Source organism: Luteimonas saliphila (assembly GCF_016774335.1).
GTDB classification, from domain to species: Bacteria; Pseudomonadota; Gammaproteobacteria; order Xanthomonadales; family Xanthomonadaceae; genus Luteimonas; species Luteimonas saliphila.
This window is the reverse complement of the sequence record NZ_JAETWA010000037.1, coordinates 53,541-79,143: the sequence shown is the minus strand read 5'-3', so window position 1 is coordinate 79,143 and position 25,603 is coordinate 53,541. Positions and strand designations below refer to the sequence as shown.

The window sequence follows — 25,603 nt, the reverse complement described above, 5'->3', positions numbered from 1 at the left end:
CGTATGACGCGCCTGCTTGCGCAGGAATGGCGGCTCTTCTCTGCAAACAGAGCCAACTTGCTCGTTCTCGGCGTGCTGGGGCTTCTACTCGGGTTCACTGTAGTGAATGGTGTGGTCAGGGTGACCGAGACACGCGCAGCGCAGCGCGAAGCGATCGCCGCAACCACCGATTCCTGGCTCCAGGCTCGTGCCCGCTACGTCGAGCTCGAGCAGGGGACTCGCGAAAGGCAGACATTTGACGATCCATCTCGTGCCGACCTCGTGGTTATGCACGCACGCATTACCATCGCCATGCCGCCCACGCCACTTGCGTCGCTGTCGGTCGGCCCGGCGCGCGAAGGCAATGATCTGATCACGTTCGGCGTGGGGTCCCGCCACAGCGCGTCTCCGCCCAGCCGTGAGAATCCAGCTATTCGGCTCGATGGCCCGCTCGACGCCGCGTTCGTCGTCGCCTGGCTGCTACCGCTGGTCCTGATCGTGCTCGCCTACGATTCACTCTCACGCGATCGCGAGCAGCAGATCACGCCAGTGCTCGCTTCCCAGGGTACGTCACTGGGAACGATCATGTTCGCCCGTCTTGCCGTGTGCTTCTTGGCAGTGTTGGGAGTCGTGGGAACCATTGCCACGGCAGGTGTCTTGGCTTCGTGGGAAGGCCCGTTCCTACAGTTGCTGCCCGATCTGCTGTCATGGCTGCTCGCGCTGGCCGCCGCCATCGCCTTCTGGCTGGCCCTGGCAGGCTTGATCAACGCGCACGCGCGCAACTCCGCAACAGCCGGCGTCACGTTGCTGGCCACGTGGATCTTGTCGGCTGTGCTGCTGCCGGTCGTTTCCTCACAAGTGCTGTCCCAGGACGGCCCCGCGCCGCAACGTTTGGACTCCGTGATAGGTAGGCGCGCTTTGGACTCGGACCTGACCGAGCGCGCGACAGAGGTTACGGAGGCCTACTACGCCGAGAACCCGCTGCGGCGACCGCGCCGCGGGGCGTTCAACGAATACGAGCGCTACTTTGTCGAGAGCTATTACTCAAGGCAGATCATCATTGACCGCATGTTCACCCCTGCTGCACGTCGCATCGAGGAGCGTCGGGTGGAGCAGGCCCAACGCCTGCGGATCGCTGCAATGTTTAGCCCGGCGCTCGCCATGAAGGTGCTGACGGACGACTTCGCCGGTTATGCACCGGAGCGCCGCCAGCGCTTCGAGGGCGCAGCGGATCGCTTCCAGACCGAATGGCGGAACTTCTTTGACGTCAAGTTCGCGGCACGCATCCCATTGACGCTTTGGGACTACGACGCTGCGCCACGTTTCGCGTATGAGGACGAGCCTCCTCGCGATCGAGTTTCCCGCGCTGCCTGGCCCCTGTTGGGGACGGTGCTTGCAACGCTGCTCGCGGCCTTCGCCGCCTATGTGCGCCTTCGGCGCGCCCGTCCCTGAGGTCGCAATGCTGAGAGCTCGACTGCTTCACAAACGTTTCGGCGGCCATATTGCGCTGCGTGCGCTGGACCTCACAGTCGAGCCAGGGGAGATCTACGCGCTGCTGGGCCCGAATGGGGCCGGCAAGACGACGACTATCCAGTGCTTCCTCGGTTTCCTGGCTCCCGACGGAGGACACGTGACCGTGGATGGATTGGACCCCCAGGTTGATCCCAGGGGTGCTCGCGCCCGGCTGGCCTACATTCCCGAACAGGTCAACCTGTACGGCCATTTCACCGGCGATGAAAACCTCGACTACTTCGCCGAGCTCGGTGGGCACCGCTACTCGCGAAAGGAGAGGACCGCCCTGCTCGAGGAAGCCGGCCTGCAGGCTGTAGCCTTCGACCAACGTGTCTCTGGCTATTCCAAGGGGATGCGACAGAAGGTCGGCATCGCCATCGCGTTGGCGAAGCAGGCTCGCGCCCTGCTGCTCGACGAGCCCACCAGCGGCCTTGATCCCAGCGCTAGCCACGAGTTCAGCCAACTGCTCGGTAGGATCTCGCAGGATGGCGTCGCAGTACTCATGGCCACCCACGATCTGTTCCGCGCAAGGGAAATCGCTACCCGGGTGGGAATCATGCGCGCCGGCCAGCTCCGTCGCGAGTTCGCGCCCAACGAACTCTCCGCGGCCAATCTCGAGCAGATTTATCTCGAAGAGATGGTCAAGTGAAGCGTGTCTCCTCTACTCGTTCTTGCGATTGCACAGCGTACGAATAGACTGCGGCGGTATTGAGATGGTCAGAGCTCTCACCCTGGCAGGAGCTCAATTCCTGAGCGGCTGCAAAGGGTCGAAAGCAGTGTCGACACCTGACCATCGCCGGTTGTTCGTGTGCGGATTGGTGTGCTCAAGTTGCATGCGCCGCCTTTCAAACAGCTGAAAACAATGGCCTTCCCGTCTGTTCCATCGTCAGGACGACCGAGAGGCGCAGGGAGGCCGCATCGTGTGTCGGGGGCGGCGGCTGGCGATGTCCGGTCATGACGAAGGCGGCGGGGGCAACGACGCCACCATTGTCGTCGGGCGCTGTCCGCAGGTCTCGAGTCGACCGAGGCGAACCTGTCGCCAGATGTCGTTTACCGTCGAATGCAGGGTCCGATGCGCGCTTCAACCAGCCTGGGGCTGGGCGCGCAGCAGCCCGGCCAGGGCCTTGGCATCGCGTGCCTTGTAGTAGGCGTATCCCTGGATCGTGTAGCAGCCCCAGTCGGCCAGCAGTTCCACATCCACCATCGACTCCACGCCCTCCGCGATCACGTTCTTGCCCAACTCCTTCGCCAGCCCGATGATCGCGCGGATGATCGCCGCCATTTCGGTATTGCCGTCCCCGATGCCGAGGACGAAGGCGCGATCGATCTTCAGGGTGTCGACGGGCAGTCCGGCCAGGTAGGAAAGCGAGGAGTAGCCGGTGCCGAAGTCGTCGATGGCGATGGCGACGCCCATGTCGTGGACGCTGCGAAGTTGCTGCTCGCCCGCCTCGCTGTCCTGGACCAGCATGGTTTCGGTGATCTCGATCTCCAGTTCCGGAGGATCGATGCCCGCCGAATCGATGGCCGTGCGCAGCGTCTCGACGAGCCGTCGCGAACGCAACTGGTGACTGGACACGTTCACCGCGACCACCGGCAACGACAATCCCGACGCCTTCCATGCCGCCTTCTGCCGGCAAGCCTTGCGTAGCACCAGTGCGCCGAGATCGTCGATCAGGCCGGCAGCCTCGGCCAGGACGACGAAGGTCGACGGCGGGATCGGACCGCGTTGCGGATGCGTCCACCGCGCGAGCGCTTCGACGCCCAAGATGCGACCGTTGCGGCTGTCGACGCGCGGCTGATAATGCACGTCGATCGCACCCGCCGCGATCGCCTCGCGAAGATCGTTCTCCATCTGCAGCGACGACTGCGCCGCCGCGTTCATCTCCGGCTCGAACATTCGCAGCGCCCTGCCCCCGGCCCGTTTGCCGTGGTACATGGCGACGTCGGCATTGCGGATCAGGGTGCTGGCGTCCCGGCCGTGCACGGGATAGAACGCGATGCCCGCGCTGAAGCGCTGCACGAACTGGCGGCCGCCGGCTTCCACGGGGCGCGCCAGGCCATCGACGACGCGCTGCATGGCGCTTTCCGCCTCGGCTGCGCCGCCGGCGTCGGCCAGGATGATGCAGAACTCGTCGCCACCGAACCGGCCCACGAAATCGTGGGCCGGCAGACTGGCGCGGATGCGCCGCCCGACGCCGACGAGCAGTTCGTCGCCGGACGCATGGCCGAGGCCATCGTTGATCGACTTGAAGCGATCGAGATCGAGAAAGGCGACCGCGAACCGCGAGCCCGATCGCTCCGCCGCCTCGATCGCCGTGGCGACGGCCTCGAAGGTCGCGAGCCGGTTGGGCAACTGGGTCAGTGGATCGTGGTGCGCCTGGAATTCCAGCCGCTGCCTGCGCTCCTCGAAGGCGACCGCGACGGGAATGGCCTCGGCCAGCTTCTGCGCCTGCGCGAACGGGCCCTCCAGCTCGCGCGGCTGCGCCTCGAAACCCAGGACCACCTGGACGCGGCCCGGGTGCTCCGCGGGCGCCAGCACCAGCACCTCCCTCACCCCGTCGAGCAGGCAGGCATCGCGCAAGGCCCCACCACCGAGTTCGTCCACGCGCTGCCAACGCCCCTGCGCGGCCGTCGGCACCGCGCCGCAGGCGCCCGGACAGGGAATCTGTTCGGTCGCGTTCCCGCCGCGCCGGCGCAGGAAGAGGGTCGCATCGCCGTCCGCGTCCACGGCCGAGACCAGGACGCAGACCGTCGTCGGCCCCACGGCTTCCTGGATGCGTCGCGCCACGAGGTCCACCAGTTCCAGCAACGATGCGCCTTCCAGGATCAGCCGGTCGACGTCCGACAGCGCGCGCAGCGTGTCCATCTGGCGCCCGATCCGGTGCTGCATCCCGTCGAACGTCCGCGACAGCAGGTCGAACTCGTCCTCCCCCGCCTGCCTGGCGATCCGCGTGCTCGCGCCATCGAAGGCGCGGATCCTGCGCAACAGGTCAGACAGCGGCACCAGCACGCGCCGGATCTGGATCGAACTGAGCAGCATGGCGAGCAGCAACACCGCCGCCGCCGCGGGCGCGATCACGCCCGAGTAGTGCCGCAGGCCATGTCCGGCTCCGGCCACCGCGGCGACCGTCCAGGGTTCCGCGGCGAACCGGGCCCTGAGAAACAGGTCCCACGTCTCCGCCAGCAGCCGGTCGCCGCGCTCGGTTCCCGGATGACCGCCGCAGAACAGGCGTTCGCGTCCGGCGTACATGCAGATCCGCATATCCTGGCGCATGTCCGCGGTGCCGCCCCAGAGGAAGGCCGGATCGAGGGTGCCGACGAGCACGCGGCTTCCGGTCACGCGCACCAGCTTCAGCGCGACCCCGTCGGCATGCGACTCGACCCGCAGCCGGACAGGGACCGCCCCGGGGTCGCCGAGCGCCGCTGCAGGAGCCACGGACGGCGTGCCGGGTGCCGTGCGCGGCAAGTCGACCAGGGCCGTCTGGCTGAAGTACAACGCGAGAAACGGGTCCCGTCCATCGCGCGCAATGGCGTCCGCATCCGCAGTCGCGAGGGCGCCTGCGGCGATTTCCAGCCTGCCGTAAACGCCGAGGGCGAAATCCTTGCCGCCCTGCCGCAGCGCCCGCTGCGTCGCCGCTTCCGCGTCGGCAGCCGCGGTGCGATAGGTCATCCAGAACACGATCGCCGCGGGCAACAATGCCGCGAGGCAGAACATGGTGAAAAGGCGTCGACCGAAGCTGCTGCCGAAAAGCGCGGTGGACAGACGTGAACTGGCAGGCATCGGTTGCGCTCAGAAATCCTCTGCAATCCCGATGTAAGCGCCGTCGCGCGCCCGGATCACGTCGTCGAGGCTGTCCTTCTGGCTGATCTGCGGTTTGAACACGCCGTCCTTGCCGGCGCTGAAGAGATCGTAGTCGGAGTTGATCGGATTGAGCCGGCGGTCCTTCCTGGCCGCGCCCTTGTTGGTGGCGGTCAGGTTGGTGTAGTGGTAGGGGCGCTGCCATGGATCCAGCAGATCGTCCCTGCCGATGTCGGCCAGGGTCGCGGGCAGGCGGCCTTCGTGATTGGATTGATAACGCAGCACCTCCGTCGTCATCGTGGCGATGTCCGCCTTGGCCACGGCGATCCTGGAGCGCTCCACGTACCCGGTGAACTGGGCCTGGGCGAGCATGCCGACGATCACCAGCACCGCGACGGCGAAGATCAGCTCCAGCAAGGTGAAACCCGCACCCCCGTGCACCCGGGAACCAGCGCGACCATGGCCGCGCTGCCGGCGATGCCGGCGCATACGGCCGGCTTCATGAATGCGAATGGGATTCATCGCCAAATCTCGTGGTTCCTCGACAGCTGCCGGCAGTCGCCGCTACGAGGAGACAACGGCCGGGCGCAACAGAACGTGAGGGTCGGCCGCGACCGTGTCGCGTGCATGCGACCATGCCCCACCGGGGTCTGGCCTGGGAACGGGGGCGGCGTCGCCCGAAGATCCGGCGCGGACGCGCAGGCCATGCACCGGGCGGGCGTGCTCCACGCCCGCCAACCCAAGCCCCTGAAAGCAGGAGTGTTCGCCTCCACCGTATCAGCCGGACGAGCGACGCCTGCAGCAGGGCAGCCGAGGCGCGGAATCCCGCGCGTGGCGGCACGGGAGCAGACCGGGTATCGGGAAAGCCGGCGGCGGTCATACGAGTCGGTTGCGGCTCCCTGCGCCTTCACGGCCGCGCTGCGAGGGCTTCCTCCGCCGGCACGGGATCCTCCAAGGTGACAAGGACCCGCCCGACCCGGCGCCCGGGGAAAGGGAGGATGCGCCGGTCGCCGTCCGCCCTGCGCGTTGCGGGGTTTGCGCCGCCTCCGGCACCCCACGTCGCCCGGCACCGATGACACCCGGTCTAGCCCTTCCGCGGGCGCAGGCACTGTCCGGCGATCGCGGTAATCAGGATGCAGCTGTTGGTGACGATGAACACCCAGTTGTCGAGCAGCACGCTGTAGGCGATGAAGCCGACCGAGGCCAGGCTCTGGCCGATGAACAGCCAGCGCGACACGCCCGCGCCGGTGCCGTCGGCCACCTGCTTGCGCACCTGGCGCACCAGGGTCGCGAGCAGGATCGCCGAGGCGAGCCAGCCGATGATGTCCGGGTTCACCGCGCCGGCTCCGCGTCGCTTCGCGCTACTGGCGCGAGTCGGCCATGCACGTGCGTCGCGGCGATCGCCGCCTGCCCGACCGCGACCGCGATCTGGTTCAGGCCGCCGACGATGTCGCCGATCGCATACAGGCCCGGCACCCGGGTCTGCTGGTGGCGGTCGACGACGATCTCGCCGCTGCGGGTGCGTTCGATGTCGAGGCCATCGAGCGGTACCGAGGTGTCGAATCCCAGATAGGAATACACCGTGTCCAGCGCGATCTCGCCATCTGCCACCTTGTAACTGCACCTGCGCCCGTCGAACCGCAGATCGCCCGCAGCGAGCCACCGCACGCCCGCCTGCCGCGCCGCCTCGCCCTCGGCACCCCCGTCGCCACCGTCGCCACCGTCGGCCGGAAGCGCGTACACCGAGGAGGAGAACGCCAGCAGGAATTCGGCGTGCGACCCGATCGAATCGGCGGGGCCGTACACCCCGATCCTCCGGTCGCTGACCTCGAATGCATCGCAGATCGGACACAGCCGCAGCGCGCCGCAGGCCAGCGCGTCCTCGGCCCACTCGCCCGGCAGGCGGTCGCGCAGCCCGGTGGCGATCATCACCGTACGTGCGTGCCAGCTGCGTCCCTCGCCATCGATGACGAACCCGTCGTCCTCGCGCGCCACGCGCCCTACGCGCACCGGCTCGATCGGTACCGAGAAGTCGCGCGCCTGCTCGCGCAGCAGGCGCAACAGCTCGGGCCCGGACACGCCGCCCGGGAAGCCGGGGCAGTTGTTGCTTTCGGGAATCCAGCGCGCACGGCTTTCGTCGGCATCCAGCATCACGCAGGAGCGGTGGAAGCGCCGCAGGTAGGTGGCAGCGGTCAGGCCCGCGGGCCCGCCACCGACGATCGCCACGTCGATCATGCGCTTGCACCATCCGGAAGAACGAGGACGGCCACCTTAGGCCAGTGCGTCGTCTAGGCGGCGAGAAGGCCGGCCCGGACCCGGCGCGGGAGAGGACGCACGGCCGTGCGGCGGCCGCGGCCAGGCCTGCGGGGACGCGGCGCCCGCCAGCTACGGTGGTGAAGACGCCCCGGAGTCGAGCGGGCGCGCCCAGCGCACGTAGCTCTCGGTGATGTCGCCGCGGATACGCCGGTAAACGGCGGGCGCAACGTCCAGCTGCGCGGCGATCGCGTCCCACCCGGCGGCCGGATCCTCGCGACGCGCGTCCAGTACCGTCCGGCACGACCGGCCGGTCGCCTGCGCCAGCGCGCAGGCGAAGTACACATCGCCCGGGCGCATCGCGCCCCCGGCGAGCGCGCCTTCCACCAGCGCGCGCGGCGCCTCGTGGTAGCGCACGATCTCGTCCACGAACGCATCGCCATGGCGCGCGGCATAGTCGTCCATGTCGAGCAGTCGCGCATCGATCCAAGCGTCGCCGGTGCGTGGTTGCGGCCGTGCCGGCGCTGCCTGCGATGCGTCTGCCGCGGTTTGCGCGACGTCCTGCGCGTAGGCCGGGCCTGGCCCGGGGAGAAGAGCGAGGATCGTGACGACGGGAGCAAGGGCACGCATCGGGGCGTCCGGCATCAAGCTTCGACGATTGTAGCCACCGCGGCCGACGCCACGATGTCGCCGATCGCCGCCGGGAGCGCGGCGGCATCGGCCACCTGCCGCAGCCGCGGGTGCCCGGCGACATCGTCGGCCTCGTTCTCGTGCGCCCAGGTCAGGTGGTAGGGCACGTGTACGCCCCAGCCGCCCAGGCGCAGGATCGGCACGATGTCCGAACGCAGGGAGTTGCCGACCATCACGAAGCGGTCGGCGGGCACCGCGAACTCTTCGAGCAGGCGCGCGTAGGCGGCGACGTCCTTTTCGCTGACGATCTCGATGCGGCGGAACAGATCGGCCAGGCCGCTGTCGCGCACCTTCGCCTCCTGGTGGAACAGGTCGCCCTTGGTGATCAGCACCACCGGGTGCTCGGCGGCGATCGCCTCGACCGCGTCGCGCACGCCCGGCAGCAGTTCCACCGGATGGCGCAGCATGTCCTTGGCGATCTGCACGATGCGGTGCAGGTCGCGCGCCGCGATGCGTCCGTCGGTGACGTCGACCGCCGCTTCCACCATCGACAGGGCCATGCCCTTCACGCCATAGCCGAACACCGCGATGTTGCCCTTCTCCACCGCATAGAGCCGATCGAGTACGCCGGCTTCGGCGAGATCCACGTAGCGCCCGACGATGCGCTCGAACTCGTCCTGCGCGGCGTGGAAGTAGTCCTCGCTGCGCCACAGGGTGTCGTCGGCGTCGAAGCCGACCATCTCGATCGGGGGAGTCGTATCCATCGTCGCATTATGCCGCGGCGACGGGGCGCGGCATCGTCCTGGAGATCCATCAGGATCGGGCCTCCGGCCCCCCGGATGCCGAAAACGCCATCGGCGGCCCTGGGGCCGCCGATGGCTCGCTTGCCTGCGTTGGAAAACAGCCCTGCAAGGAAGGCTGCGCTACGCCGGTTCGGGTCAGTCGCTGCCGCCGGACGCGTCGGGCTGCTGCGGATTCGCCTGGGCGACGAAGGCCTTGTACTCGTCCGGCGTCAGTTCGCCATCGTTGTCGGCGTCGGCGTCGTCGAACACCTGCGCCAGCGACGGCAGCGCGCCCGCCTCGTCCTTGCTCAGCGTGCCGTTTCCGTCGACATCGACATCGGCCCACGTCAGCGGTTGCTGCTCGGTTGCCGGGGCGGTGGACTGCGTGGGCGCCGTCGGCGCCGTCGGATCCTGCGGCGCCGGCGTGGTGGCGTCCTGCGCGAAGGCCATCGGCATGGCGAGGGCCGCGCCCAGCGCGATCATTCCGAACAGCGGCTTGCGTGCATTCTTCATCACTATCTCCCGTGGGGATTCGATTTTTGTGGTGCGCGGCTGGCGTCCCTGACGACCGCTTTCCGCACGGCGCACACCTTGCCCGGGTGGGCATAAAGATCCGTGCATGCGCGAAGTTAACAAGACGTTCCCGCGAATCTCGCGTTCAGTCTCGCGCCGCCAGGCCCGCTTCGCGCGGACGGGGCCCGCCCAGCGCCAGCCCAGCCGTCCCGGGCCTATTCGTCTTCGCGGCGCAACGTGATCCGCGGTGAATCCGGTGCATCGAACGCAACCGCGACCAGCATCGGCCGGCAACACACCTGGCAGTCCTCGACGTACGACTGGTCGTCCGCGGACGCGTCGAGCGCGAGCGTGACCGGTTCGCCGCAATAGGGGCAGTCGAGCGTCTCGAAATCCTGCATCGTCATTGCGTATCGCCGATGGCCGGTATGGCCGGGGGTCGGCGGACGGTATCATGCGGAGACCCCCGATCCCGGTGAGGAGATTCCGATGCCACGACCCGCGCTGACCACCACGCTGCTGTCCCTGGCGTTGCTCACGGCGTGCAACGCCAACGGCACCGCGGAATCCGCCGCGCAGTCCGCGGCCAAGGACACGGCTGCGACCGCGCAGGACGCGGGCGATCGGCAGGCGCGCGAGACCCGCGAGATCGGCCCGTTCTCGGTCGAGACGGTCGCCGCGTTCGACGAACCCTGGGCCCTGAGCTTCCTGCCCGACGGCCGCCTGCTGGTGAGCGAGAAGCCGGGCGCGCTGCGGCTGGTCGACGTGGCCAGCGGGCGCGCCGGAGAAGTGACCGGCGTGCCGGACGTCGTCTACGGCGGCCAGGGCGGGTTCGGCGACGTGGTGCCGCATCCGGAGTTCGCCGAAAACGGCATGGTGTACCTGAGCTATGCCGAAGCAGGCGATGGCGACACCGCCGGCGCGGCGGTCGCGCGCGCGCGCCTGGTGACCGACGACGCCGGTGGCGGCGCGCTGGAGAACCTCGAGGTGGTCTGGCGCCAGGTGCCGAAGGTGAGCGGACGAGGCCATTACGCGCATCGCATCGTGTTCCACGACGGCATGCTCTGGATCGGTTCCGGCGACCGCCAGAAGTTCGACCCGGCGCAGGACATGGCCTCGAACATGGGCAAGGTGCTGCGCCTGAACGACGACGGCAGCGTGCCGGCGGACAACCCGTTCGCCGGCCAGGGCGAGGTGGCCGCGCAGGTGTGGTCGCTCGGGCACCGCAATCCGCTCGGCGTCGCCTTCGACGACAACGGCCAGTTGTGGGACATCGAGATGGGGCCGAAGGGCGGCGACGAGCTCAACAGGGTCGAGCGCGGCGCCAACTACGGCTACCCGATCGTGTCCAACGGCGACCACTACGACGGCCGCCCGATCCCCGACCACGACACCCGTCCGGAGTTCAACGCGCCCGCGATCACCTGGACCCCGGTGATCTCGCCGTCGAGCCTGGTGTTCTACTCCGGCGACCTGTTCCCGGACTGGAAGGGCGACGCCTTCGCCGGCGGCCTGTCGTCGCAGGCGCTGGTGCGGATCGAGTTCGAGGGCGATCGCGCCTGGGAGGCCGAGCGCTTCGAGATGGGCGCGCGCATCCGCGGCGTGCGCCAGGGACCGGACGGCGCGTTGTGGGTGATCGAGGACGGCAAGGGCGGGCGCCTGCTGAAGCTCACGCCGAAAGGCTGAGGCGCAGCGAGAACCGGGGAAAACCGGGGTCAGAGTCGACTTTCCCCCGGTCATCCGGCGGTCGGCACGGATCTTCGGGGAAAGTCGACTCTGACCCCGGTTTTCCTACTGTGCCGGCCGCTCCACCCGGAAGCCCATCGCCTCGCGATAGCGCGCATGCAGCGCCTGCACCTTGGCGATGTACGCTTGCGTCTCGGCGTAGGGCGGCACGCCGCCGTAGCGCTGCACCGTGCCGATGCCGGCGTTGTAGGCAGCCAGCGCCAGCGTGCGGTCGTCGTCGTAGCGCCGCAGCAGCGCGCGCAGGTGGCGGGCGCCGGCGCGGATCGACTGCCGCGCGTCGAACGGATCCTCCACCCCGTAGTCGGAGACCACGTCGGGCATCAGCTGCATCACGCCCTGCGCGCCCTTGGGCGAGAGCGCCCCCGCGTCGAAGTCGCTTTCGGCATGCGCGATCGCGCGCAGCCATGCGTCTTCGACCCCGGTCGCCTTGGCCGCGGTGCGGAACTCGCCCGGGAACCGGTCCAGCCGCGGCGCGCCGACCTGGCCGAGTCCTTCATGCGCCGGCTCACCCGGCGGCGTGGTCGCGGTGAAGCGCAGGTACGGGCGCGAACCCGGCAGGTTGCGCGTGCCGTAGACGAGGGTGCCGTCCTGCTCGCGCTCGTACAGGGTGCCACTGAACACGCCCATCGATCCCCACAGGTTCGGCGTCTGCACGGCGTTGTCGTCGAGTTCCTTCGCCTCGCACTTCGATCCCGGCTCGGGCGCGGTGGACAGGCTGACGGTGCCGTCGCGCACGCAGCGGTAGACGGTGCGGGCATCGGCGTCGGGCGCTGCGGTGGCGAACACGACGACGGCGAGCAGCGCGATGGTGCCGCTGGAGCTTGTTGGCCGCGGACACGCCGCCGTCCCCGCCCTTCCCCCGCAAGCGGGAGCAGGGCGATGCGCAGGCACCTGGCGCTGGAAAGCGAGCGGGGATGCGTGGTCCATGGCACGGGCTTCGCGCGGCAGGCGCGCCGCGCCGACGTCAGGACGCGATTTCGACGCCGTCGGCGGTGATGCGGTATTCCACCGGCTCGGCGGCGATGCCCTTGCCGCTGTCGCCGCTGAGGTGCTCCACCTGTTCGGGGGTGAGTTCCTTGCGCGTCAGCACGCCGTGCACCACCGCGCTGCCGGTGGTGTCCTTCGGGATGTAGAAGTCGTGCTTGCCGAACATCACCCGTGCGCTGCGGCCGTCGTCCTCGAGCATCATCCAGCAGCCCTTGGCCCGGCAGACTTCGGTGATGCGGCCGCTGAAGCGCTTCGGCGCGCCGGCGTGGGCGTCGAACTCGGCGATCGCCTGCGACACCGGCACGGTCTCGCCTGCGGGCAGGGGCTTGCCGTGCGGTGTGCCGCCAGCATGCGCGACGGCGGCGCAGACGCTCAGGACCAGGATCGGCAGCAGGCGCATGGCGGCGCTCCTTGGAATCGGGCGGCCACGATAGCGCGAAGGCCGGGCCGCGGGCAGGGGCGATAGGATGGCCGCCTGCCCCGCTTCAGGATCGTGCCCGTGTCCGACTGGTTCCGCCTGGTCCGCGACGTCCCCGACTTCCCGAAACCGGGCATCGTGTTCAAGGACATCGCCCCGGTGCTCGCCGATGCCGACGCGTTCGCCGCTGCGGTCGCTGCGATGGCGGCGCCCTGGCGCGACGCGCCGCCGGACGCGGTCGCCGGGATCGAATCGCGCGGCTTCATCCTCGGCGCGGCGCTGGCGCATGCGCTCGGCTGCGGCTTCGTGCCGGTGCGCAAGCCCGGCAAGCTGCCGGGTCGGACGCTGGCTCTGGACTACGCGCTGGAGTACGGCAGCGACCGGCTCGAGGTCCATGTCGACGCCCTGCCGCCGGGCGCGCGGGTGCTGGTGGTCGACGACGTGCTGGCCACCGGCGGCACCCTGCGCGCGGCCACCGCGCTGCTGCGCCGCCAGGGCGCCGAGGTGGTCGGTGCGGACGTGCTGGTCGAACTGGCGTTCCTGCGCGGACGCCAGCGCTGGGACGACCCGGTGCCGCTGCGCGCGGCTCGGGTGTTGTAGGCGCGCGGCACGATGGACGTCGCCGCGCTCAAGCGCTACTGCGCGGGCCTGCCCGGTGCGGAGGCGCGGCTGCACGGACCGCCCGCGAACATCCTCGTCTATACGGTCGCCGGCAAGCGCTTCGCCCACTTCAAGACCAGCGCGCCGCAACGCTGGCGGTTCAGCCTGAAGGCGCCCGCGGAACGCTTCCTCGAACTCACCGACCAGCCGGGGATCCAGCCGGCACGCTGGCTGGCGCGCTTCGGCTGGCTCACGATCGTGGACGTGCGCACGATGCCCGCCGGCGAGCTGCGGGCACTGGTCGACGGGTCCTGGCGCAGCGCGGTGGCGAAGCTGCCGAAGTCGCGAAGGCCGCCGGACCTCGACCGGCCGGCGCCCGGTCGCGCCTGAAGGCGCTCCTACGCACCCATGCCCGCCATACCCCTGTAGGAGCGGCTTCAGCCGCGACCGACGCGTGATGCCCCGAAGCCCGGGTCGCGCCTGAAGGCGCTCCTACGGAACCGGCATGCGTGGGACCGCGGTGTTCCAGCCCGGGAACGACGACGCGCCGTAGAATGTCGGCCATTCCGCGCGACGCACCGTCCGTGTCCGCGCGCCCCTGCCCCACGGTGTCCGATGCGTCCCTCGCCTGCATCGGTCGGCCCAGCGTCCGCGTCCACGCTCGCCATCGCCCTCGCGCTGGCGTCGGTGTACCTGATCTGGGGTTCGACCTATCTCGCCATCCGTTTCGCGCTCGAAGGCGGCTGGCCGCCGCTGCTGATGGGCGGCGTGCGCTTCCTCGCCTGCGGCCTGGTGCTGCTGGCGGTGCTGCGCTGGCGCGGCATGGCCCTGCCCACCCCCGCGCAATGGCGCAATGCCGCGTTCGTGGGCATGTTGCTGCTCGGCGTCGGCAACGGCCTGGTGTGCGTGGCCGAGCAGACGGTGTCCTCGGGCATGGCCGCGGTCGCGGTGGCCTCGGTGCCGTTGTGGATGGCGCTGTTCGCGGTGCTGCGCGGCGAGCATCCAAGGCGGGTGGAATGGATCGGCCTTGGCGTGGGCTTCGTCGGCGTGGCCTGGCTCAATGCCGGCAGCAGCCTGACGGCGACCCCGGTCGGCCTGGTCGCCCTGCTGGTGGCCGCGGTGGCCTGGGCCTACGGTTCGATCTGGAGCCGCGGCCGCGACCTGCCGTCGCCCTTCATGTCGGCCGCCGCGCAGATGTTGTGCGGGGGTGCGGCGATGCTGGTGGCGGGGCTTGCGATCGGCGAGCGCTTCGACGGCTGGCCGAGCGCCCGCGGCCTGTGGGCGGTCGGCTACCTGGCCAGCTTCGGGTCGCTGGTGGGCTTCAGCGCCTACATCTGGCTGCTGCAGCACGTGCGGCCGGCGCTGGCGAGCAGCTACGCCTACGTCAACCCCGTGATCGCGGTGCTGCTCGGCATCTGGCTGGCGGGAGAGACGTTCGGCGCGCGCGACCTCGGCGCGATGGCGGTGGTGCTGTCGGGCGTGGTCGCGATCACGCTGGCCAAGGCGAAGAAGCCCACGCCGGTCGCCGTCGCGGAAGCGGACGCGTGACCCCGCCTGGCCTCGACCGCCGCGGCCTGTGGATCGCGGTCGGCGCGTTCGTCATCTGGGGGCTAATGCCGCTGTACTGGCACCTGCTCAAGGCGGTGCCGTCGCTGCAGATCGTGCTGCACCGCGCGGTGTGGTGCGCGGTGCTGGTCGCCGCCTGGCTCGCCCTGCGAGAGGGCCGCGGCTGGTATCGCACGGTGCTCGCGCAGCCGCGGCTGGTGGCGATGCTGGCGCTGTCGGGCACCCTGATCGCGGTCAACTGGGGCCTGTACGTATGGGCGGTCAACGCCGGGCACGTGGTCGAGGCCAGCCTGGGCTACTTCATCAACCCCCTGCTCAATGTGGTGATGGGCGTGCTGTTCCTGCGCGAGCGGCTGTCGCCGGCGCAATGGGTGGCCGTGGCGCTGGCGGCATGCGGCGTGCTGTGGCTGACGTTCCACTACGGGAGCTTCCCGTGGATCGCCTTGTGCCTGGCCGGCTCGTTCGGGCTCTACGGACTGATCCGCAAGTTCGCCGCGGTCGAGGCAGTGCGCGGGCTCGGCGTGGAGAACATGTTCATGTTCTTCCCCGCGCTGGCATTGCTGGCCTGGTTCGAGTTCGCAGGCGAGGGCGGCTTCGTGTCGTTGCGCTGGGGCGGCTGGATCGACCTGCTGCTGGTGCTGGGCGGCGCGCTGACCGCGATCCCGCTGATCTTCTTCGCCTATGCGGTTCGACGCGTGCCGCTGAGCGTGGTCGGCCTGCTGCAGTACATCGGGCCGACGCTGCAGTTGCTGCTGGGGGTGCTCTTCTTCGGCGAGGCCTTCGGCCGCGACCGCGCGATCGGCTTCGCCATCATCTGGACCGGGCTGGCGGTGTTCGCGATCGACGGCGTGCTCGCCGCGCGGCGGCGGGTGGTGGCCCAACAGGCGTAGCCCGGATAAGCGCAGCGCATCCGGGGATCGCGGAGACGCCGGTGCCGCAGCGCAGCGCGAAGACGCCCTTGGAAGCGCGTGGTGACGCCCGGCCGTAGCCCGGATAAGCGAAGCGCATCCGGGCTACGCGCTGGGGCGTTCTTCTTCGGCGCAGGGCGTGCGATCGCATGAGCGATCGTCTGGGTCGGGCTGGCGGTGTCGCACGGTGGCAGGCAGTGGCGCACCGGCCGTAGCCCGGATAAGCGAAGCGCATCCGGGGATCGCGGGAGCGGGAGCCGCGGCGCAATGCGGGAACGGCGCTGGACGCGTGCAGTGGAGGTTGTGCTGCAAGGATGCGTGGGGTCCCGGATGCGCTGCGCTTATCCGGGCTACGCTTCTCCGGGCTACGCTGGTCGGGGCTACGCGTTGCGCTGATTCGCGGGGTCGGCGAGGGCCAGGGGCGAGGGGCAGTTGCGGGTCGGCGAGGCGTTGTCGAGCCAGTCGATGACGGTAGGCGCCAGCAGGTCGAGGCGCATCGGCAGGCTGATGTGGTCCTCGCCGGGTACTTCGATGTAGCGGGCGCGCGGCGCCGCGGCGGCAAGCGCACGGCCATGCGCCACCGGCACGTGCGCGTCCTCGCGGCCGTGCAGCAGCAGCACGCAGCCAGGCACCTGCGCCAGCGCCGTGCCCACGTCGATCCGGTCGAGCGGCAGCTCCAGTGTGTCGCTCGCGGCCGCGATCGCGCGCTCGAGCGCGGCATCGTCCAGCTGCCAGCGCAACCAGCGATGGGTGAACTGCTGCATCAGGCTTTCCGGCGCCTTGTGCAGCAGGTGCGGCACCATGTCGCGGATCGCGCGCCCGGCGTTGTCGAACGATTCGATCGCGACCACGTTCTCCACCTGCAGCCCCAGCTCGCGCGCGCTGAAGATCGCGGTGGCCGCGCCGTAGGACACGCCCATCACGTGCAGCGGGCCGACGATCTCCCCGCGCTCGCGCAGCGCCGCCACCGCGTCGGCGACGTCGCGCGCCTCGCGCAGGCCGTAGCCCGACGGCGCGGCGCCGGAGCGGCCGTGGTTGCGCAGGTCGAGACTGATGGTGCGGTAGCCGGCCTGCGCCAGCTGCAGCGACCACGGCAGCAGCGAACCGCCGTCCATCATCCAGCCATGCAGCAGCAGCACGGTGCCGCGCGGCGCGACCGGCGTGGCCGTGGGCACGGCGAAATCGAGACTGAAATCCATGCGCCCGCGCTCGCTGCCGTCCGGGCGATAGGCGTAGTCGAGCCGGTACGCGCCCGGATCGAACGCACGCCAGAACAGTTCGACGCCGGCCGCGGTCGCGACACGCCCTTCGCGATGCGGCAGCCGCGCGATCGCCTGCTCGATGCGCGCGCCCGGCAGCAGCGGCGACACGCCGCCTGGCGCGACCAGGCGCCGGCCCAGCGCGTCGCCGCCATCGGGCCAGGCGAAGCCGGCCAGCAGCAGGCAGGCACACAGCAGCGGCAGCGCGCGTCGCATCGTCGGCGGTCCCGGGGGTTTCGCGGAAAAGGTTGCAGAGGTTAGGGGTCGCGGGCGCGGCCCTCTACCGCGTTCGCATGACAATCCGATGACAGCGTGCGCGCTGTTCAGCATTAGAATCGCGTGCTCCGTCTCCTTTCGCACGCCCGGCCCACGCCATGACCTCCAGCGACCCCCTCCTGCGCGGCAGCATCGTCGCGCTCGCCACGCCCATGCACGAAGACGGCAGCGTCGACTACGCCACGTTGCGCAAGCTGGTCGACTGGCACGTCGAACAGGGCACCGACTGCATCGGCGTGGTCGGCACCACCGGCGAATCGCCCACGGTCGATGTCGAGGAACACTGCGAGATCATCCGGGTCGCGGTCGAGCAGGCCGCCGGCCGCGTGCCGGTAATGGCCGGCTGCGGCGGCAATTCGACCGCCGAGGCGATCGCGCTGGCGCAGTTCGCGCGCAAGGTCGGCGCCGACAGCCAGCTGCAGGTCGTGCCCTACTACAACAAGCCCGGGCAGGAAGGCCTGTACCGCCACTTCCGCGCGATCGCCGAGGCGACCGGCGAGCTGCCGGTGGTGCTCTACAACGTGCCGGGCCGCTCGGCCGCCGACCTGCAGCACGAGACCGCACTGCGGCTGGCGCAGGTGCCGGGCATCGTCGGCATCAAGGAAGCCACCGGCAACCTCGAGCGCGCGCAGTGGCTGATCCGCGAGGCGCCCGCGGGCTTCGCCGTGTACTCGGGCGACGATGCCACCGCCGTCGCGCTGATGCTGTGCGGCGGCCACGGCAACATCAGCGTCACCGCCAATGTCGCACCGCGCCTGATGCACGAACTGTGCGTGGCCGCACTCGCCGGCGACGTGGCGGGCGCGATGGCCATCCAGATGCGGTTGCTGCCGGTGCACAGGCAGCTGTTCGTCGAGGCCAACCCGATCCCGGTGAAGTGGGCGATGGCGCGCCTGGGCCTGTGCGGTGGCAGGTTGCGCCTGCCGTTGACCGAGCTCGACGCGTCGCACCAGCCGAAGGTGGAAGCGGCGCTGCGCGAGGCGGGGTTGCTCGGGGACTGAAGCGCCACGGGGCGCCCCCGTCACCCACCCGCTGTCATCCCGAGCGCAGCGAGGGATCTTCTTTCTGCCGCCGCGGGGCGCAGATCCCTCGCTGCGCTCGGGATGACATGGCCGGCGGGATGACATGACCGGAGGTTCTCGACTCGACGCGGTGAACCGGCGCAAAGTGGAAGCGTGCTGCGCGAGGGGGTCGCTGGGGGACTGAAGCGCAGCCAGGTCGGCACCGCTCCAAACGCTGTCATCCCGAGCGTAGCGAGGGATCCGCGCACCGCAACTGCGGAAGCAAGATCCCTCGCGGCGCTCGGGATGACGTCCCAGTTTCGTGCGGTGGCCTCGGCTTCGGGGCGGTGGCGAGGCTGGCGCCGGCCATGGGCGGATCGACCGCGCCTGCGGCGCGCGCCGACTCGCGCCAGGTGCGGTTGCCGGCGCTGACCGGCATCGGTTTCACGCCGGTCTTCGTCTGCGCCCCATCCGCCTTCGGCACCTTCCACCCGTGAAGGGCGCAATGCCCCGCGAGCGGCGGAAGGGAAAGCGGGGCGCTCCGGCGCCCTGCCCCGCAGCGCGGGGAGGACGCACGATGTCCTACATCGCCCGCAGCGCGTCGGTCACCGGCAGGGTCGCGGCGCGCAGCGCCGGGAACAGGCCGCCGACGAAGCCGATCGCCAGCGCCCACTTCAATCCCTGCCACAGCAGCTCCGGCGACACCCGGAACTCGAAGCTCAGGCTGGCCACGCCGCCGGCCAGGGTCGAGGCGGTGTAGCCGTTGAACACCAGCCAGGCCAGTACCCCGCCGAGCAGGCCGCCGAGCAGCGCCAGCAGCATGGTCTCGAGCATCACCGCCACCACCACCGGCATGCCGCGGAATCCGATCGCGCGCAGCGTCGCGATCTCCCGCGCGCGCGAGGCGACCGTGGCGAACATGGTGTTGAGCGCGCCGAATACCGCGCCGATCGCCATGATCGAGCCGACCACGATGCCGATGATGCGCAGCACCTTGGTCAGCGCTTCGGACTGGGAGGCGAAGTAGTCCGCGGTGGTATCGGCCTCCACCTGCAGCCGCGGGTCGGCCGCGAGCGTGGCCTTGAACGCGTTGAACGCGCCGGCATCGGTCAGCTTGGCGAACACCGAGGCGCGGCTGCTGCCGCGGTTGAAGGTCGAGGACACCACCTCGGCGTCGGCCCACATTTCGGACTCCATCGCATCGCCGGATTCGAACACGCCCACCACGGTCCAGACCTGGCTGCCCAGGCGGACCTCCTTGCCCGGATCGAGGCCGACGAACTGGCGCTGCGCGCCCTTGCCGACGACGAGTTCGCGGCGGCCGGTCTCGAACCGGCGTCCGTCGACCAGCTTCAGGTCCGGCCGCACCGCCCAGGCCATGTCGCCGACGCCGCGCAGGGTGACGCTGCCGTCCTCGCCGTCGCGGCGCACCACGTTCGCAGACACCACCAGTTCGGCCGAGGCGAGCGGCCGGCCTTCGGCGTCGCGGGCCACCTCCGGCGCGCGCTCGATCGCGGTGATCGCGTCGCGCGAGACCACCGACATCAGCTCCGCCGACGAGCCGCCGCGCAGCACGATCGCGGTGTCGTCGCTGCCACTGCTGCTGACCGTGTGCCGGTAGCCTTCCGCCATCGCCAGCAGCGCGACCAGCACCCCGACCACGCCGGCGATGCCGATCACCACCACCGACGAGGCGCCCAGGCGCTGCCGGAGGGTGCCCACGCCCACGCGCGTGACCGAGGCCGCCTGACGGCCGCTGCGGGTGAACGCCATCCACAGCGCGAACAGCACCGCGATCCCGATCAGCGCCTGCCACGGCAGCGCGATCCAGGCGGCGAGGAAGACGGCCAGCAGCAGGAACAGGCCGAAGCCACGAAGTACCTTCTTCAAAGCGGTCATCTGCATTCCCTCATGAGTTCCATCACGTCCGGCCGTCCGGCACCGCGCGGCGCGCCGGCCGTTCGCGGCGATCGCGCGGCGTCGGCGCGCAGGCGATCAGCGTCGGCCATCAGCGGCCGGCCAGCGCATCGACGATGTTCAGCCGCATCGCGCGCATCGCCGGCAGCGCCCCGACCAGCAGCCCGATCGCCACCATCAGTCCCAGCCCCAGCGCCCAGCTCTGCCAGCCGATCGCAGGCAGGCTGATCGCGCCGTTGCTGCCGGCGGTCACCGCCGGCCCCAGCACCGCCGCCAGGCCCAGGCCGAGCACGCCGCCGATCACCACCAGCAGCACCGACTCGGCCAGCACCATCCCCAGCACGCTGGCGCTGGTGAAGCCGATGGTCTTGAGCACCGCGAGCTCGGAGGTGCGCTCGCGCACCGCCTGGGCCATGGTGTTGCCGGTCAGCAGCAGCAGGGTGAAGAACACCGCGCCCATGATCGAACCCACGATCAGGCCGATGTCGGCCATCTGGTTGAGCTGCGCGGCCATCGCCGCCTGCTCGTTCATGGTCTTGGTCTCGTGCGGCGAGTTCGCCGACAGCGCGTCGATCGCCTTCGCCGCCGCGTCGCTGCGGTTCACGTCGGACACGCGGCTGATGTACCAGCCGACGGTGTCGTCCACGTAGGGCGTGGCTTCCTCGAAATAGTCGTAGTGCATCAGGATCAGCGCTTCGGTGAAGCCGGCGCTCCTGCCCTCCTTCGCCCGCAGCACGCCGACGATCTCGAACGACCAGTTCAGGGTGCCGTCGCTGTTGGGGAAGATGGTCGACTGCAGCGGGATCCGCTCCCCGACCTTCCAGCCGAAGCGGGTCATCATCTGCTGGCCGACGAGGATGCCGTCGCGGGTGCGCTTCCAGGCCTCGAGCTGCGCGGGGTCCACGTCGACCTCGGGATACAGGTCGAGGTAGTTCGACGCCACCGCGAAGGTGAACAGCTGGTTGCGCGGGTTCTGGTAGGCGCCGCCGAACCAGTTGGCCCAGGTCACCTCCTGGATGTTGTCGACCTGGCGGATGCGCGATTCCAGCGAGATCGGCAGGCTCTCGACGATCGACAGCCGCGAGGTGGTCTGCAGCCGCTGCGCGCCGTCGGCGCTGCGCCCGAGCTGGGCGAACGTGGTGCGGATGCCGTCGAGCATGCCGAACAGCAGGAACGCCGCCAGGATCGAGGCCAGCGTCAGGAAGGTACGGGTCTTGCGCCGGAACAGCGCCGCCCAGATCAGGTGAAAGTACTTCATCGCGCAGCCACCTCTGCACATGTCGTCCCGAGCGCAGCCAGTGGTCTGCCTCTGGCTGACGGCGGGATGGAGGAACGGGATCCCTCGCTTCGCTCGGGATGGCAGGAAACCGCGGAGCGCACCGGATCCACGGCACCAGGACCGGAGGCACGACCGCGATCCACGGCGTGGCGGGCATTCATGCCGCGTGCGCCTGGCGTTCGACCAGGGAACCCTTGTCCAGGTGCAGGGTATGGCTGGCGTACTCGGCCGCCTTCGGGTCGTGGGTGACCATCACGATGGTCTTGCCGTGCTCGCGGTTGAGCACCTGCAGCAGGCCGAGGATGTCCTCAGCCGACTGGCGGTCGAGGTCGCCCGTGGGCTCGTCGCAGATCAGCAGGGTCGGGTCGGAGACGATCGCGCGCGCGATCGCGACGCGCTGCTGCTGGCCGCCGGACAGCTCGGTGGGCTTGTGGCTGACGCGGTCGGACAACCCGACCAGCTGCAGCGCGATCTGCGCGTTGCGCTTGCGCTGCGCGCCGCCGAGCTTGGTCAGCAGCAGCGGCAGCTCGACGTTCTTCTGCGCGGTCAGCGCGGGCATGAGGTTGTAGAACTGGAACACGTAGCCAACGTTCTGGCTGCGCCAGTGCGAGAGCTTGCCGCCACCGAGCTGGTCGATGCGCTGGCCGTCGACCTCGATGCTGCCGGAGGTCGGCGAGTCGAGCCCGCCGATGAGGTTGAGCAGGGTGGTCTTGCCGGAGCCGGACGGGCCCATCAGCGCGACGAAGTCGCCCTTCTCGATGTCCAGGTCGATGCCGTGCAGCACCTCCACCTTCTCCGGGCCGCGCTGGTAGGTCTTGGTCAGGTTGCGGATCGATACCAGGGATGCCATGGCTTGCCTCGTGTGGTGTCGTGGCCGGGAATGTCCCGGAGGTTCATGCGATGGAGTGATTCGCAGCATCGCGCCTGTTTGTCACTTCGAACATCCTGCAGGAGCAAAAAAGCTTGTCATTTCGACCGAAGGGAGAAATCTTTCTTCCCAAGCCCACAGCAGACCTCTCGCTGCGCTCGAGATGGCAGGGACGATGCCGGATTCATTTCGCGCCGGTGGACACCGTCGCGCCCTCCGCCAGACCCGTCGGCGGCTCGACCACGACGGTCTCGCCGGGCGCGAGGCCCGACAGCACCTCGCGCGCCTCGCCGATCATGGCGCCGGCCTGCACGCCACGCACTTCGACCACGCTGCCGTCGCCGACGACGAACACCGCCTCGCCACCATCACGCTGCACGATCGCCGTCGCCGGCACGCGCACGCCGCGCCGCGGCTCGCCGCCAGCCTCGGGCGCCTTCTCCAGGAAGCTCACGGTCACGCCCATGTCCGGCACGATCCGGACGTCCTTCTCGAGCAGGGCCACGCGCACCTTGACCGTGGCCTTGCCGCGGTCGGCGGTGGGGATGATGGCGATGACCTCGGCCGGGATCTTCCAGTCCGGATAGGCGTTGAGCGTGGCCTGCACCGGCATCTTCGGCTGCACCCGGCCGATGTAGGCCTCGCCGACGTCGACCTCGACCTCGAGCGAGTCCATGTCGACGATGGTGCCGATGCCGGTACGGGTGAAGCCGCCGCCGGCCGACAGCGGCGAGACGATCTCGCCGGGCTGGGCGGCCTTGGCGATCACCACGCCGGCGAACGGCGCGCGCACCACGGTGTTGTCGACGCCCAGGTCGGAGATGTGCAGGCTGTCTGCGGCGACCTGCGCATTGCGCTGCGCGGTCACCAGTTCGGCGCGCAGCGCGTCGCGCTGGGCGATGGCCTGGTCGTGTTGCGCCTTCGACACCAGCTGCTCGCCGACCAGCCGCGACAGCCGCGCGGCGGTGGCCTCCGCCTCCTTGAGCCGCGCCGAGACGCTGGCGGCCTGGCTGCGCGCGGCCGACAGCTGCGCGGCGCTCAGCGAACGCTGCGCGTCGGCGTCGATCGGGTCCAGCCGCGCCATCACCTGCCCTTCTTCGACTTCCATGCCCTCCTCGATCAGCACTTCGCGCACGCGGCCGGTGATCTTCGACGAGACCGTGGCCATGCGCCGCGCGACCACGTAGCCGGAGGCGTCCAGTACCGAGGCCGACGCGGTGCCGGCCGCCAGCGACACCGCGGTCGCGGTCTCCACCGGCACCGCCTTGTCGCGGGCGAACAGCCACCAGCCGGCCAGCGCCAGCAGCACGAGCAGGACGATCGCCGCGAGCGCGATCCACAGACCCTTGCGCGAGGGCGGCGGGCCGGCGGAGCGGTCGATCCGGAGTTGATTGAGCAGGTCGGCGTTGGTGTTCATCGAAGGACAGGACGTGGATTCGCAGCCATTGTGACACCGGTCGCGCGATGCGATGCCCGGCGCGCCGATGTGGGGCACAGGTTAGCCCTCGGCATCGCGGCCGGCCGCTGACAAGTGTCAGGTGCTTCGACTGACGGCGGCGAATGTCACGCCGGCCACGGCGGCGGCACGATGGCGCCATGTCCTCCCCGGAAGCACCGATGGCCACCACCATGCCGCCACTGGCGCGGCTCGAAAGCGTGCGCAAGCGCTACGGCGACACGCCCGCGCTGGACGGGATCGACCTGGCGCTGCACGCCGGCCAGGTGACCGCGCTGCTCGGCGCCAACGGCGCCGGCAAGAGCACCGCGGTCGGCCTGCTGCTGGGCCTGCTGTCGGCCGATGCCGGCGAAGTGTCGGTGTTCGGGCAGGTGCCGGGTTCGGCGGCCGTGCGCCGCCAGTGCGGGGCGATGCTGCAGTCGGCCGGCATTCCCGAACGGCTGCGCGTGCGCGAGCTGCTCGAACTGGTGGCCGCGGGCTACCCGCGACCGCGCAGCATCGCCGACTGCGTCGCGCTGGCCGGGCTCGACGGACTGCTCGAACGCCGCTACGGGCGACTGTCCGGTGGACAGCAGCGGCGCGTGCAGTTCGCGCTCGCGATCTGCGGGCGGCCACGGTTGCTGTTCCTCGATGAACCCACCACGGGTCTCGACATCGAGGCGCGCCAGGGGCTGTGGGCCGCGGTGCGCGAGCTGGTCGCCGAGGGCAGCGCGGTGCTCCTGACCACACATTACCTGGAGGAGGCCGAGGCGCTGTCGGATCGGGTCGCGGTGCTCGACGCCGGGCGGCTGATCGCCGAGGGCAGCGTGGGCGAGATCCGCGCGCGGGTGTCGCTGCGCCGCATCCGCTGCATCTCGAACCTGCCCGCCGGCGCCGTGGCGCAATGGCCTGGCGTGCGCGAGGCGTTGCGCGAGGGCGACGCACTGAGCATCGCCGCCGAGCCCGCCGAACCGGTGGTGCGCCGCCTGCTCGAGGCCGATCCCGCGCTGCGCGATCTCGAGATCCGCCGCGCCGGACTCGCCGACGCCTTCCTCGCCCTCACCCGGCCGGCGCTGCAGGAGGCCGCATGATGGACGCGATCGCGCCACCCGTCGCCCGCACGCCCTGGCGTGCCTATGGGCTAGAAGCGAAGTACGAACTGCTGCGCATGTTGCGCGAACCGGCGTTCTGCGCGCCGGTGGTCGCGTTCCCCGCGATGTTCTACCTGCTGTTCGGCGTGCTGCTCAATCGCGGCAATGCGGCGGCGGCCGAATACCTGCTGGCCAGCTACGGCGTGTTCGGCGTGGTCGGCGCGGCGCTGTTCGGCTTCGGCGTGACCATCGCCATGGACCGCGAGCGCGGCTACCTGCGGCTGCGACGTGCGCTGCCGACGCCGCCCGGTGCGCAGCTGCTGGCGAAGATGGCGATGGCGATGCTGTTCGCGGCGATCATCTCGGGGGTGCTCGCGCTGCTCGCGGCGACGCTTGGCGGCGTGTCGCTGGCGCCGTCGCAATGGTGCGGGCTGCTCGCGGTCAACGTCCTCGGGGTCCTACCGTTCGCCGCGATCGGGCTGTGGGTCGGCACCCTGGTCGGCGGCAACGCCGCGCCGGTGCTGCTCAACCTGATCTATCTGCCGATGGCCTTCCTGTCCGGGCTCTGGCTGCCGCTGTCGATGCTGCCCGACTGGCTCGCGCGGATCGCATCGGCCTGGCCGGCCTACCACCTGGGCCAGTTGGCGCTGAAGGTGGTCGGACACGACCGCGGCGGGGCGACCTGGCTGCACCTGCTGGTGCTGGTGGTGGTCACCATTGCATGCTTCGCGCTCGCGCAGCGGCGGCTCGCCGCCGCCGAGTGAATCCGCCCCGTCCGCGTCCA

26 protein-coding genes are annotated in these 25,603 nt (G+C 70.1%); 11 read left to right on the top strand and 15 right to left on the bottom strand.

Annotation, left to right across the window (positions count from 1 at the left end; all coding sequences use genetic code 11):
* The first annotated feature begins 3 nt into the window (after positions 1-3).
* Together JMO03_RS10660 and JMO03_RS10655 are read left to right on the top strand one after the other, a co-directional pair.
* Complete coding sequence (locus JMO03_RS10660; protein WP_202843176.1) at positions 4-1,431, top strand: DUF3526 domain-containing protein; 1,428 nt, start codon at positions 4-6, stop codon at positions 1,429-1,431.
* Between the two features lie 7 nt (positions 1,432-1,438).
* Complete coding sequence (locus tag JMO03_RS10655; RefSeq protein ID WP_202843174.1) at positions 1,439-2,140, top strand: ABC transporter ATP-binding protein; 702 nt, start codon at positions 1,439-1,441, stop codon at positions 2,138-2,140.
* 432 nt (positions 2,141-2,572) lie between these two features.
* On the opposite strand, the gene JMO03_RS10650 is transcribed toward JMO03_RS10655, so the two are convergent.
* The 8 genes from JMO03_RS10650 to JMO03_RS10615 all read right to left on the bottom strand — a co-directional run bounded on the left by JMO03_RS10650 (position 2,573) and on the right by JMO03_RS10615 (position 9,875).
* Entirely contained in the window at positions 2,573-5,206 is a 2,634-nt protein-coding gene (locus JMO03_RS10650) for a putative bifunctional diguanylate cyclase/phosphodiesterase (RefSeq protein ID WP_202843173.1), read from the bottom strand.
* Positions 5,207-5,281: 75 nt separating this feature from the next.
* A complete protein-coding gene (locus JMO03_RS10645; protein ID WP_202843172.1) occupies positions 5,282-5,812 on the bottom strand; it encodes a hypothetical protein in 531 nt (176 codons plus the stop codon).
* A 562-nt stretch (positions 5,813-6,374) separates the two neighbouring features.
* A complete protein-coding gene (locus tag JMO03_RS10640) occupies positions 6,375-6,626 on the bottom strand; it encodes a hypothetical protein (RefSeq protein WP_202843171.1) in 252 nt (83 codons plus the stop codon).
* Positions 6,623-7,525 carry an NAD(P)/FAD-dependent oxidoreductase gene (locus JMO03_RS10635; RefSeq protein WP_202843169.1) on the bottom strand — a complete coding sequence of 301 codons (903 nt, stop codon included), beginning with the start codon at positions 7,523-7,525 and terminating at the stop codon, positions 6,623-6,625. Before JMO03_RS10635 ends, JMO03_RS10640 begins: the two co-directional genes overlap by 4 nt.
* A 150-nt stretch (positions 7,526-7,675) precedes the next feature.
* Positions 7,676-8,173: a hypothetical protein gene (locus tag JMO03_RS10630; protein ID WP_202843167.1), complete on the bottom strand. Its 498-nt coding sequence runs from the start codon at positions 8,171-8,173 to the stop codon at positions 7,676-7,678.
* Between the two features lie 14 nt (positions 8,174-8,187).
* Positions 8,188-8,937 carry an HAD family hydrolase gene (locus JMO03_RS10625; protein WP_202843165.1) on the bottom strand — a complete coding sequence of 250 codons (750 nt, stop codon included), beginning with the start codon at positions 8,935-8,937 and terminating at the stop codon, positions 8,188-8,190.
* A 174-nt stretch (positions 8,938-9,111) separates the two neighbouring features.
* Complete coding sequence (locus JMO03_RS10620; RefSeq protein ID WP_202843163.1) at positions 9,112-9,468, bottom strand: EF-hand domain-containing protein; 357 nt, start codon at positions 9,466-9,468, stop codon at positions 9,112-9,114.
* A 215-nt stretch (positions 9,469-9,683) separates the two neighbouring features.
* Positions 9,684-9,875, bottom strand: coding sequence for a CPXCG motif-containing cysteine-rich protein (locus tag JMO03_RS10615; RefSeq protein WP_337926401.1), 192 nt, complete (start codon positions 9,873-9,875; stop codon positions 9,684-9,686).
* Positions 9,876-9,957: 82 nt separating this feature from the next.
* Here JMO03_RS10615 and JMO03_RS10610 point away from each other — a divergent pair, with 82 nt between their 5' ends.
* Positions 9,958-11,154 carry a PQQ-dependent sugar dehydrogenase gene (locus JMO03_RS10610; protein ID WP_202843160.1) on the top strand — a complete coding sequence of 399 codons (1,197 nt, stop codon included), beginning with the start codon at positions 9,958-9,960 and terminating at the stop codon, positions 11,152-11,154.
* A gap of 105 nt (positions 11,155-11,259) precedes the next feature.
* On the opposite strand, the gene JMO03_RS10605 is transcribed toward JMO03_RS10610, so the two are convergent.
* Both JMO03_RS10605 and JMO03_RS10600 read right to left on the bottom strand, forming a co-directional pair.
* Positions 11,260-12,000 carry a lytic transglycosylase domain-containing protein gene (locus JMO03_RS10605; protein ID WP_337926400.1) on the bottom strand — a complete coding sequence of 247 codons (741 nt, stop codon included), beginning with the start codon at positions 11,998-12,000 and terminating at the stop codon, positions 11,260-11,262.
* A 178-nt stretch (positions 12,001-12,178) separates the two neighbouring features.
* On the bottom strand, positions 12,179-12,601 hold the full coding sequence (locus tag JMO03_RS10600) for a DUF4920 domain-containing protein (protein ID WP_202843158.1): 423 nt from the start codon (positions 12,599-12,601) through the stop codon (positions 12,179-12,181).
* A 99-nt stretch (positions 12,602-12,700) separates the two neighbouring features.
* On the opposite strand from JMO03_RS10600, the gene JMO03_RS10595 reads away from it, so the two are divergent.
* The 4 genes from JMO03_RS10595 (at position 12,701) to rarD (ending at position 15,675) form a co-directional block, all read left to right on the top strand.
* Positions 12,701-13,219: an adenine phosphoribosyltransferase gene (locus JMO03_RS10595; RefSeq protein ID WP_425491825.1), complete on the top strand. Its 519-nt coding sequence runs from the start codon at positions 12,701-12,703 to the stop codon at positions 13,217-13,219.
* A 12-nt stretch (positions 13,220-13,231) separates the two neighbouring features.
* On the top strand, positions 13,232-13,609 hold the full coding sequence (locus JMO03_RS10590) for an MmcQ/YjbR family DNA-binding protein (protein WP_202843157.1): 378 nt from the start codon (positions 13,232-13,234) through the stop codon (positions 13,607-13,609).
* Between the two features lie 225 nt (positions 13,610-13,834).
* Complete coding sequence (gene yedA / locus JMO03_RS10585; RefSeq protein WP_202843156.1) at positions 13,835-14,767, top strand: drug/metabolite exporter YedA; 933 nt, start codon at positions 13,835-13,837, stop codon at positions 14,765-14,767.
* Positions 14,764-15,675: an EamA family transporter RarD gene (gene rarD / locus JMO03_RS10580; protein ID WP_337926399.1), complete on the top strand. Its 912-nt coding sequence runs from the start codon at positions 14,764-14,766 to the stop codon at positions 15,673-15,675. The genes yedA and rarD overlap by 4 nt, the downstream gene beginning before the upstream one ends.
* 398 nt (positions 15,676-16,073) lie before the next feature.
* On the opposite strand, the gene JMO03_RS10575 is transcribed toward rarD, so the two are convergent.
* A complete protein-coding gene (locus tag JMO03_RS10575; protein WP_202843154.1) occupies positions 16,074-17,168 on the bottom strand; it encodes an alpha/beta fold hydrolase in 1,095 nt (364 codons plus the stop codon).
* Positions 17,169-17,326: 158 nt separating this feature from the next.
* Between JMO03_RS10575 and dapA the strand changes: the two genes are divergently transcribed.
* Together dapA and JMO03_RS21370 are read left to right on the top strand one after the other, a co-directional pair.
* A complete protein-coding gene (dapA, locus tag JMO03_RS10570) occupies positions 17,327-18,229 on the top strand; it encodes a 4-hydroxy-tetrahydrodipicolinate synthase (RefSeq protein ID WP_202843152.1) in 903 nt (300 codons plus the stop codon).
* A 368-nt stretch (positions 18,230-18,597) separates the two neighbouring features.
* Positions 18,598-18,726, top strand: coding sequence for a hypothetical protein (locus JMO03_RS21370; protein WP_273544247.1), 129 nt, complete (start codon positions 18,598-18,600; stop codon positions 18,724-18,726).
* Between the two features lie 85 nt (positions 18,727-18,811).
* Here JMO03_RS21370 and JMO03_RS10565 read toward each other — a convergent pair whose 3' ends face one another.
* From JMO03_RS10565 to JMO03_RS10550, 4 genes are all read right to left on the bottom strand, one after another.
* Complete coding sequence (locus JMO03_RS10565) at positions 18,812-20,128, bottom strand: ABC transporter permease (protein WP_202843150.1); 1,317 nt, start codon at positions 20,126-20,128, stop codon at positions 18,812-18,814.
* A gap of 109 nt (positions 20,129-20,237) precedes the next feature.
* Entirely contained in the window at positions 20,238-21,404 is a 1,167-nt protein-coding gene (locus JMO03_RS10560; protein ID WP_202843148.1) for an ABC transporter permease, read from the bottom strand.
* 178 nt (positions 21,405-21,582) lie between these two features.
* Positions 21,583-22,275, bottom strand: a complete 693-nt coding sequence (locus tag JMO03_RS10555) for an ABC transporter ATP-binding protein (RefSeq protein ID WP_202843146.1) — start codon at positions 22,273-22,275, stop codon at positions 21,583-21,585.
* A 202-nt stretch (positions 22,276-22,477) separates the two neighbouring features.
* A complete protein-coding gene (locus JMO03_RS10550; RefSeq protein WP_202843144.1) occupies positions 22,478-23,710 on the bottom strand; it encodes an efflux RND transporter periplasmic adaptor subunit in 1,233 nt (410 codons plus the stop codon).
* A 179-nt stretch (positions 23,711-23,889) separates the two neighbouring features.
* Here JMO03_RS10550 and JMO03_RS10545 point away from each other — a divergent pair, with 179 nt between their 5' ends.
* Positions 23,890-24,819 carry an ABC transporter ATP-binding protein gene (locus tag JMO03_RS10545; RefSeq protein WP_238346068.1) on the top strand — a complete coding sequence of 310 codons (930 nt, stop codon included), beginning with the start codon at positions 23,890-23,892 and terminating at the stop codon, positions 24,817-24,819.
* Positions 24,816-25,583 carry an ABC transporter permease gene (locus JMO03_RS10540; RefSeq protein ID WP_238346067.1) on the top strand — a complete coding sequence of 256 codons (768 nt, stop codon included), beginning with the start codon at positions 24,816-24,818 and terminating at the stop codon, positions 25,581-25,583. Before JMO03_RS10545 ends, JMO03_RS10540 begins: the two co-directional genes overlap by 4 nt.
* Positions 25,584-25,603 lie beyond the last annotated feature (20 nt).

Excerpts from the sequence above, each read along its gene's own strand:
- JMO03_RS10660 (WP_202843176.1), top strand. The coding sequence starts at position 4 with ATGACGCGCCTGCTTGCGCAGGAATGGCGGCTCTTCTCTGCAAACAGA.
- JMO03_RS10655 (WP_202843174.1), top strand. The coding sequence starts at position 1,439 with ATGCTGAGAGCTCGACTGCTTCACAAACGTTTCGGCGGCCATATTGCG.
- JMO03_RS10650 (WP_202843173.1), bottom strand. The coding sequence starts at position 5,206 with ATGTTCTGCCTCGCGGCATTGTTGCCCGCGGCGATCGTGTTCTGGATG.
- JMO03_RS10645 (WP_202843172.1), bottom strand. The coding sequence starts at position 5,812 with ATGAATCCCATTCGCATTCATGAAGCCGGCCGTATGCGCCGGCATCGC.
- JMO03_RS10635 (WP_202843169.1), bottom strand. The coding sequence starts at position 7,525 with ATGATCGACGTGGCGATCGTCGGTGGCGGGCCCGCGGGCCTGACCGCT.
- JMO03_RS10630 (WP_202843167.1), bottom strand. The coding sequence starts at position 8,173 with ATGCGTGCCCTTGCTCCCGTCGTCACGATCCTCGCTCTTCTCCCCGGG.
- JMO03_RS10625 (WP_202843165.1), bottom strand. The coding sequence starts at position 8,937 with ATGGATACGACTCCCCCGATCGAGATGGTCGGCTTCGACGCCGACGAC.
- JMO03_RS10620 (WP_202843163.1), bottom strand. The coding sequence starts at position 9,468 with ATGAAGAATGCACGCAAGCCGCTGTTCGGAATGATCGCGCTGGGCGCG.
- JMO03_RS10615 (WP_337926401.1), bottom strand. The coding sequence starts at position 9,875 with ATGACGATGCAGGATTTCGAGACGCTCGACTGCCCCTATTGCGGCGAA.
- JMO03_RS10610 (WP_202843160.1), top strand. The coding sequence starts at position 9,958 with ATGCCACGACCCGCGCTGACCACCACGCTGCTGTCCCTGGCGTTGCTC.
- JMO03_RS10600 (WP_202843158.1), bottom strand. The coding sequence starts at position 12,601 with ATGCGCCTGCTGCCGATCCTGGTCCTGAGCGTCTGCGCCGCCGTCGCG.
- JMO03_RS10590 (WP_202843157.1), top strand. The coding sequence starts at position 13,232 with ATGGACGTCGCCGCGCTCAAGCGCTACTGCGCGGGCCTGCCCGGTGCG.
- yedA (WP_202843156.1), top strand. The coding sequence starts at position 13,835 with ATGCGTCCCTCGCCTGCATCGGTCGGCCCAGCGTCCGCGTCCACGCTC.
- JMO03_RS10575 (WP_202843154.1), bottom strand. The coding sequence starts at position 17,168 with ATGCGACGCGCGCTGCCGCTGCTGTGTGCCTGCCTGCTGCTGGCCGGC.
- dapA (WP_202843152.1), top strand. The coding sequence starts at position 17,327 with ATGACCTCCAGCGACCCCCTCCTGCGCGGCAGCATCGTCGCGCTCGCC.
- JMO03_RS21370 (WP_273544247.1), top strand. The coding sequence starts at position 18,598 with ATGGGCGGATCGACCGCGCCTGCGGCGCGCGCCGACTCGCGCCAGGTG.
- JMO03_RS10565 (WP_202843150.1), bottom strand. The coding sequence starts at position 20,128 with ATGACCGCTTTGAAGAAGGTACTTCGTGGCTTCGGCCTGTTCCTGCTG.
- JMO03_RS10560 (WP_202843148.1), bottom strand. The coding sequence starts at position 21,404 with ATGAAGTACTTTCACCTGATCTGGGCGGCGCTGTTCCGGCGCAAGACC.
- JMO03_RS10555 (WP_202843146.1), bottom strand. The coding sequence starts at position 22,275 with ATGGCATCCCTGGTATCGATCCGCAACCTGACCAAGACCTACCAGCGC.
- JMO03_RS10550 (WP_202843144.1), bottom strand. The coding sequence starts at position 23,710 with ATGAACACCAACGCCGACCTGCTCAATCAACTCCGGATCGACCGCTCC.
- JMO03_RS10545 (WP_238346068.1), top strand. The coding sequence starts at position 23,890 with ATGTCCTCCCCGGAAGCACCGATGGCCACCACCATGCCGCCACTGGCG.
- JMO03_RS10540 (WP_238346067.1), top strand. The coding sequence starts at position 24,816 with ATGATGGACGCGATCGCGCCACCCGTCGCCCGCACGCCCTGGCGTGCC.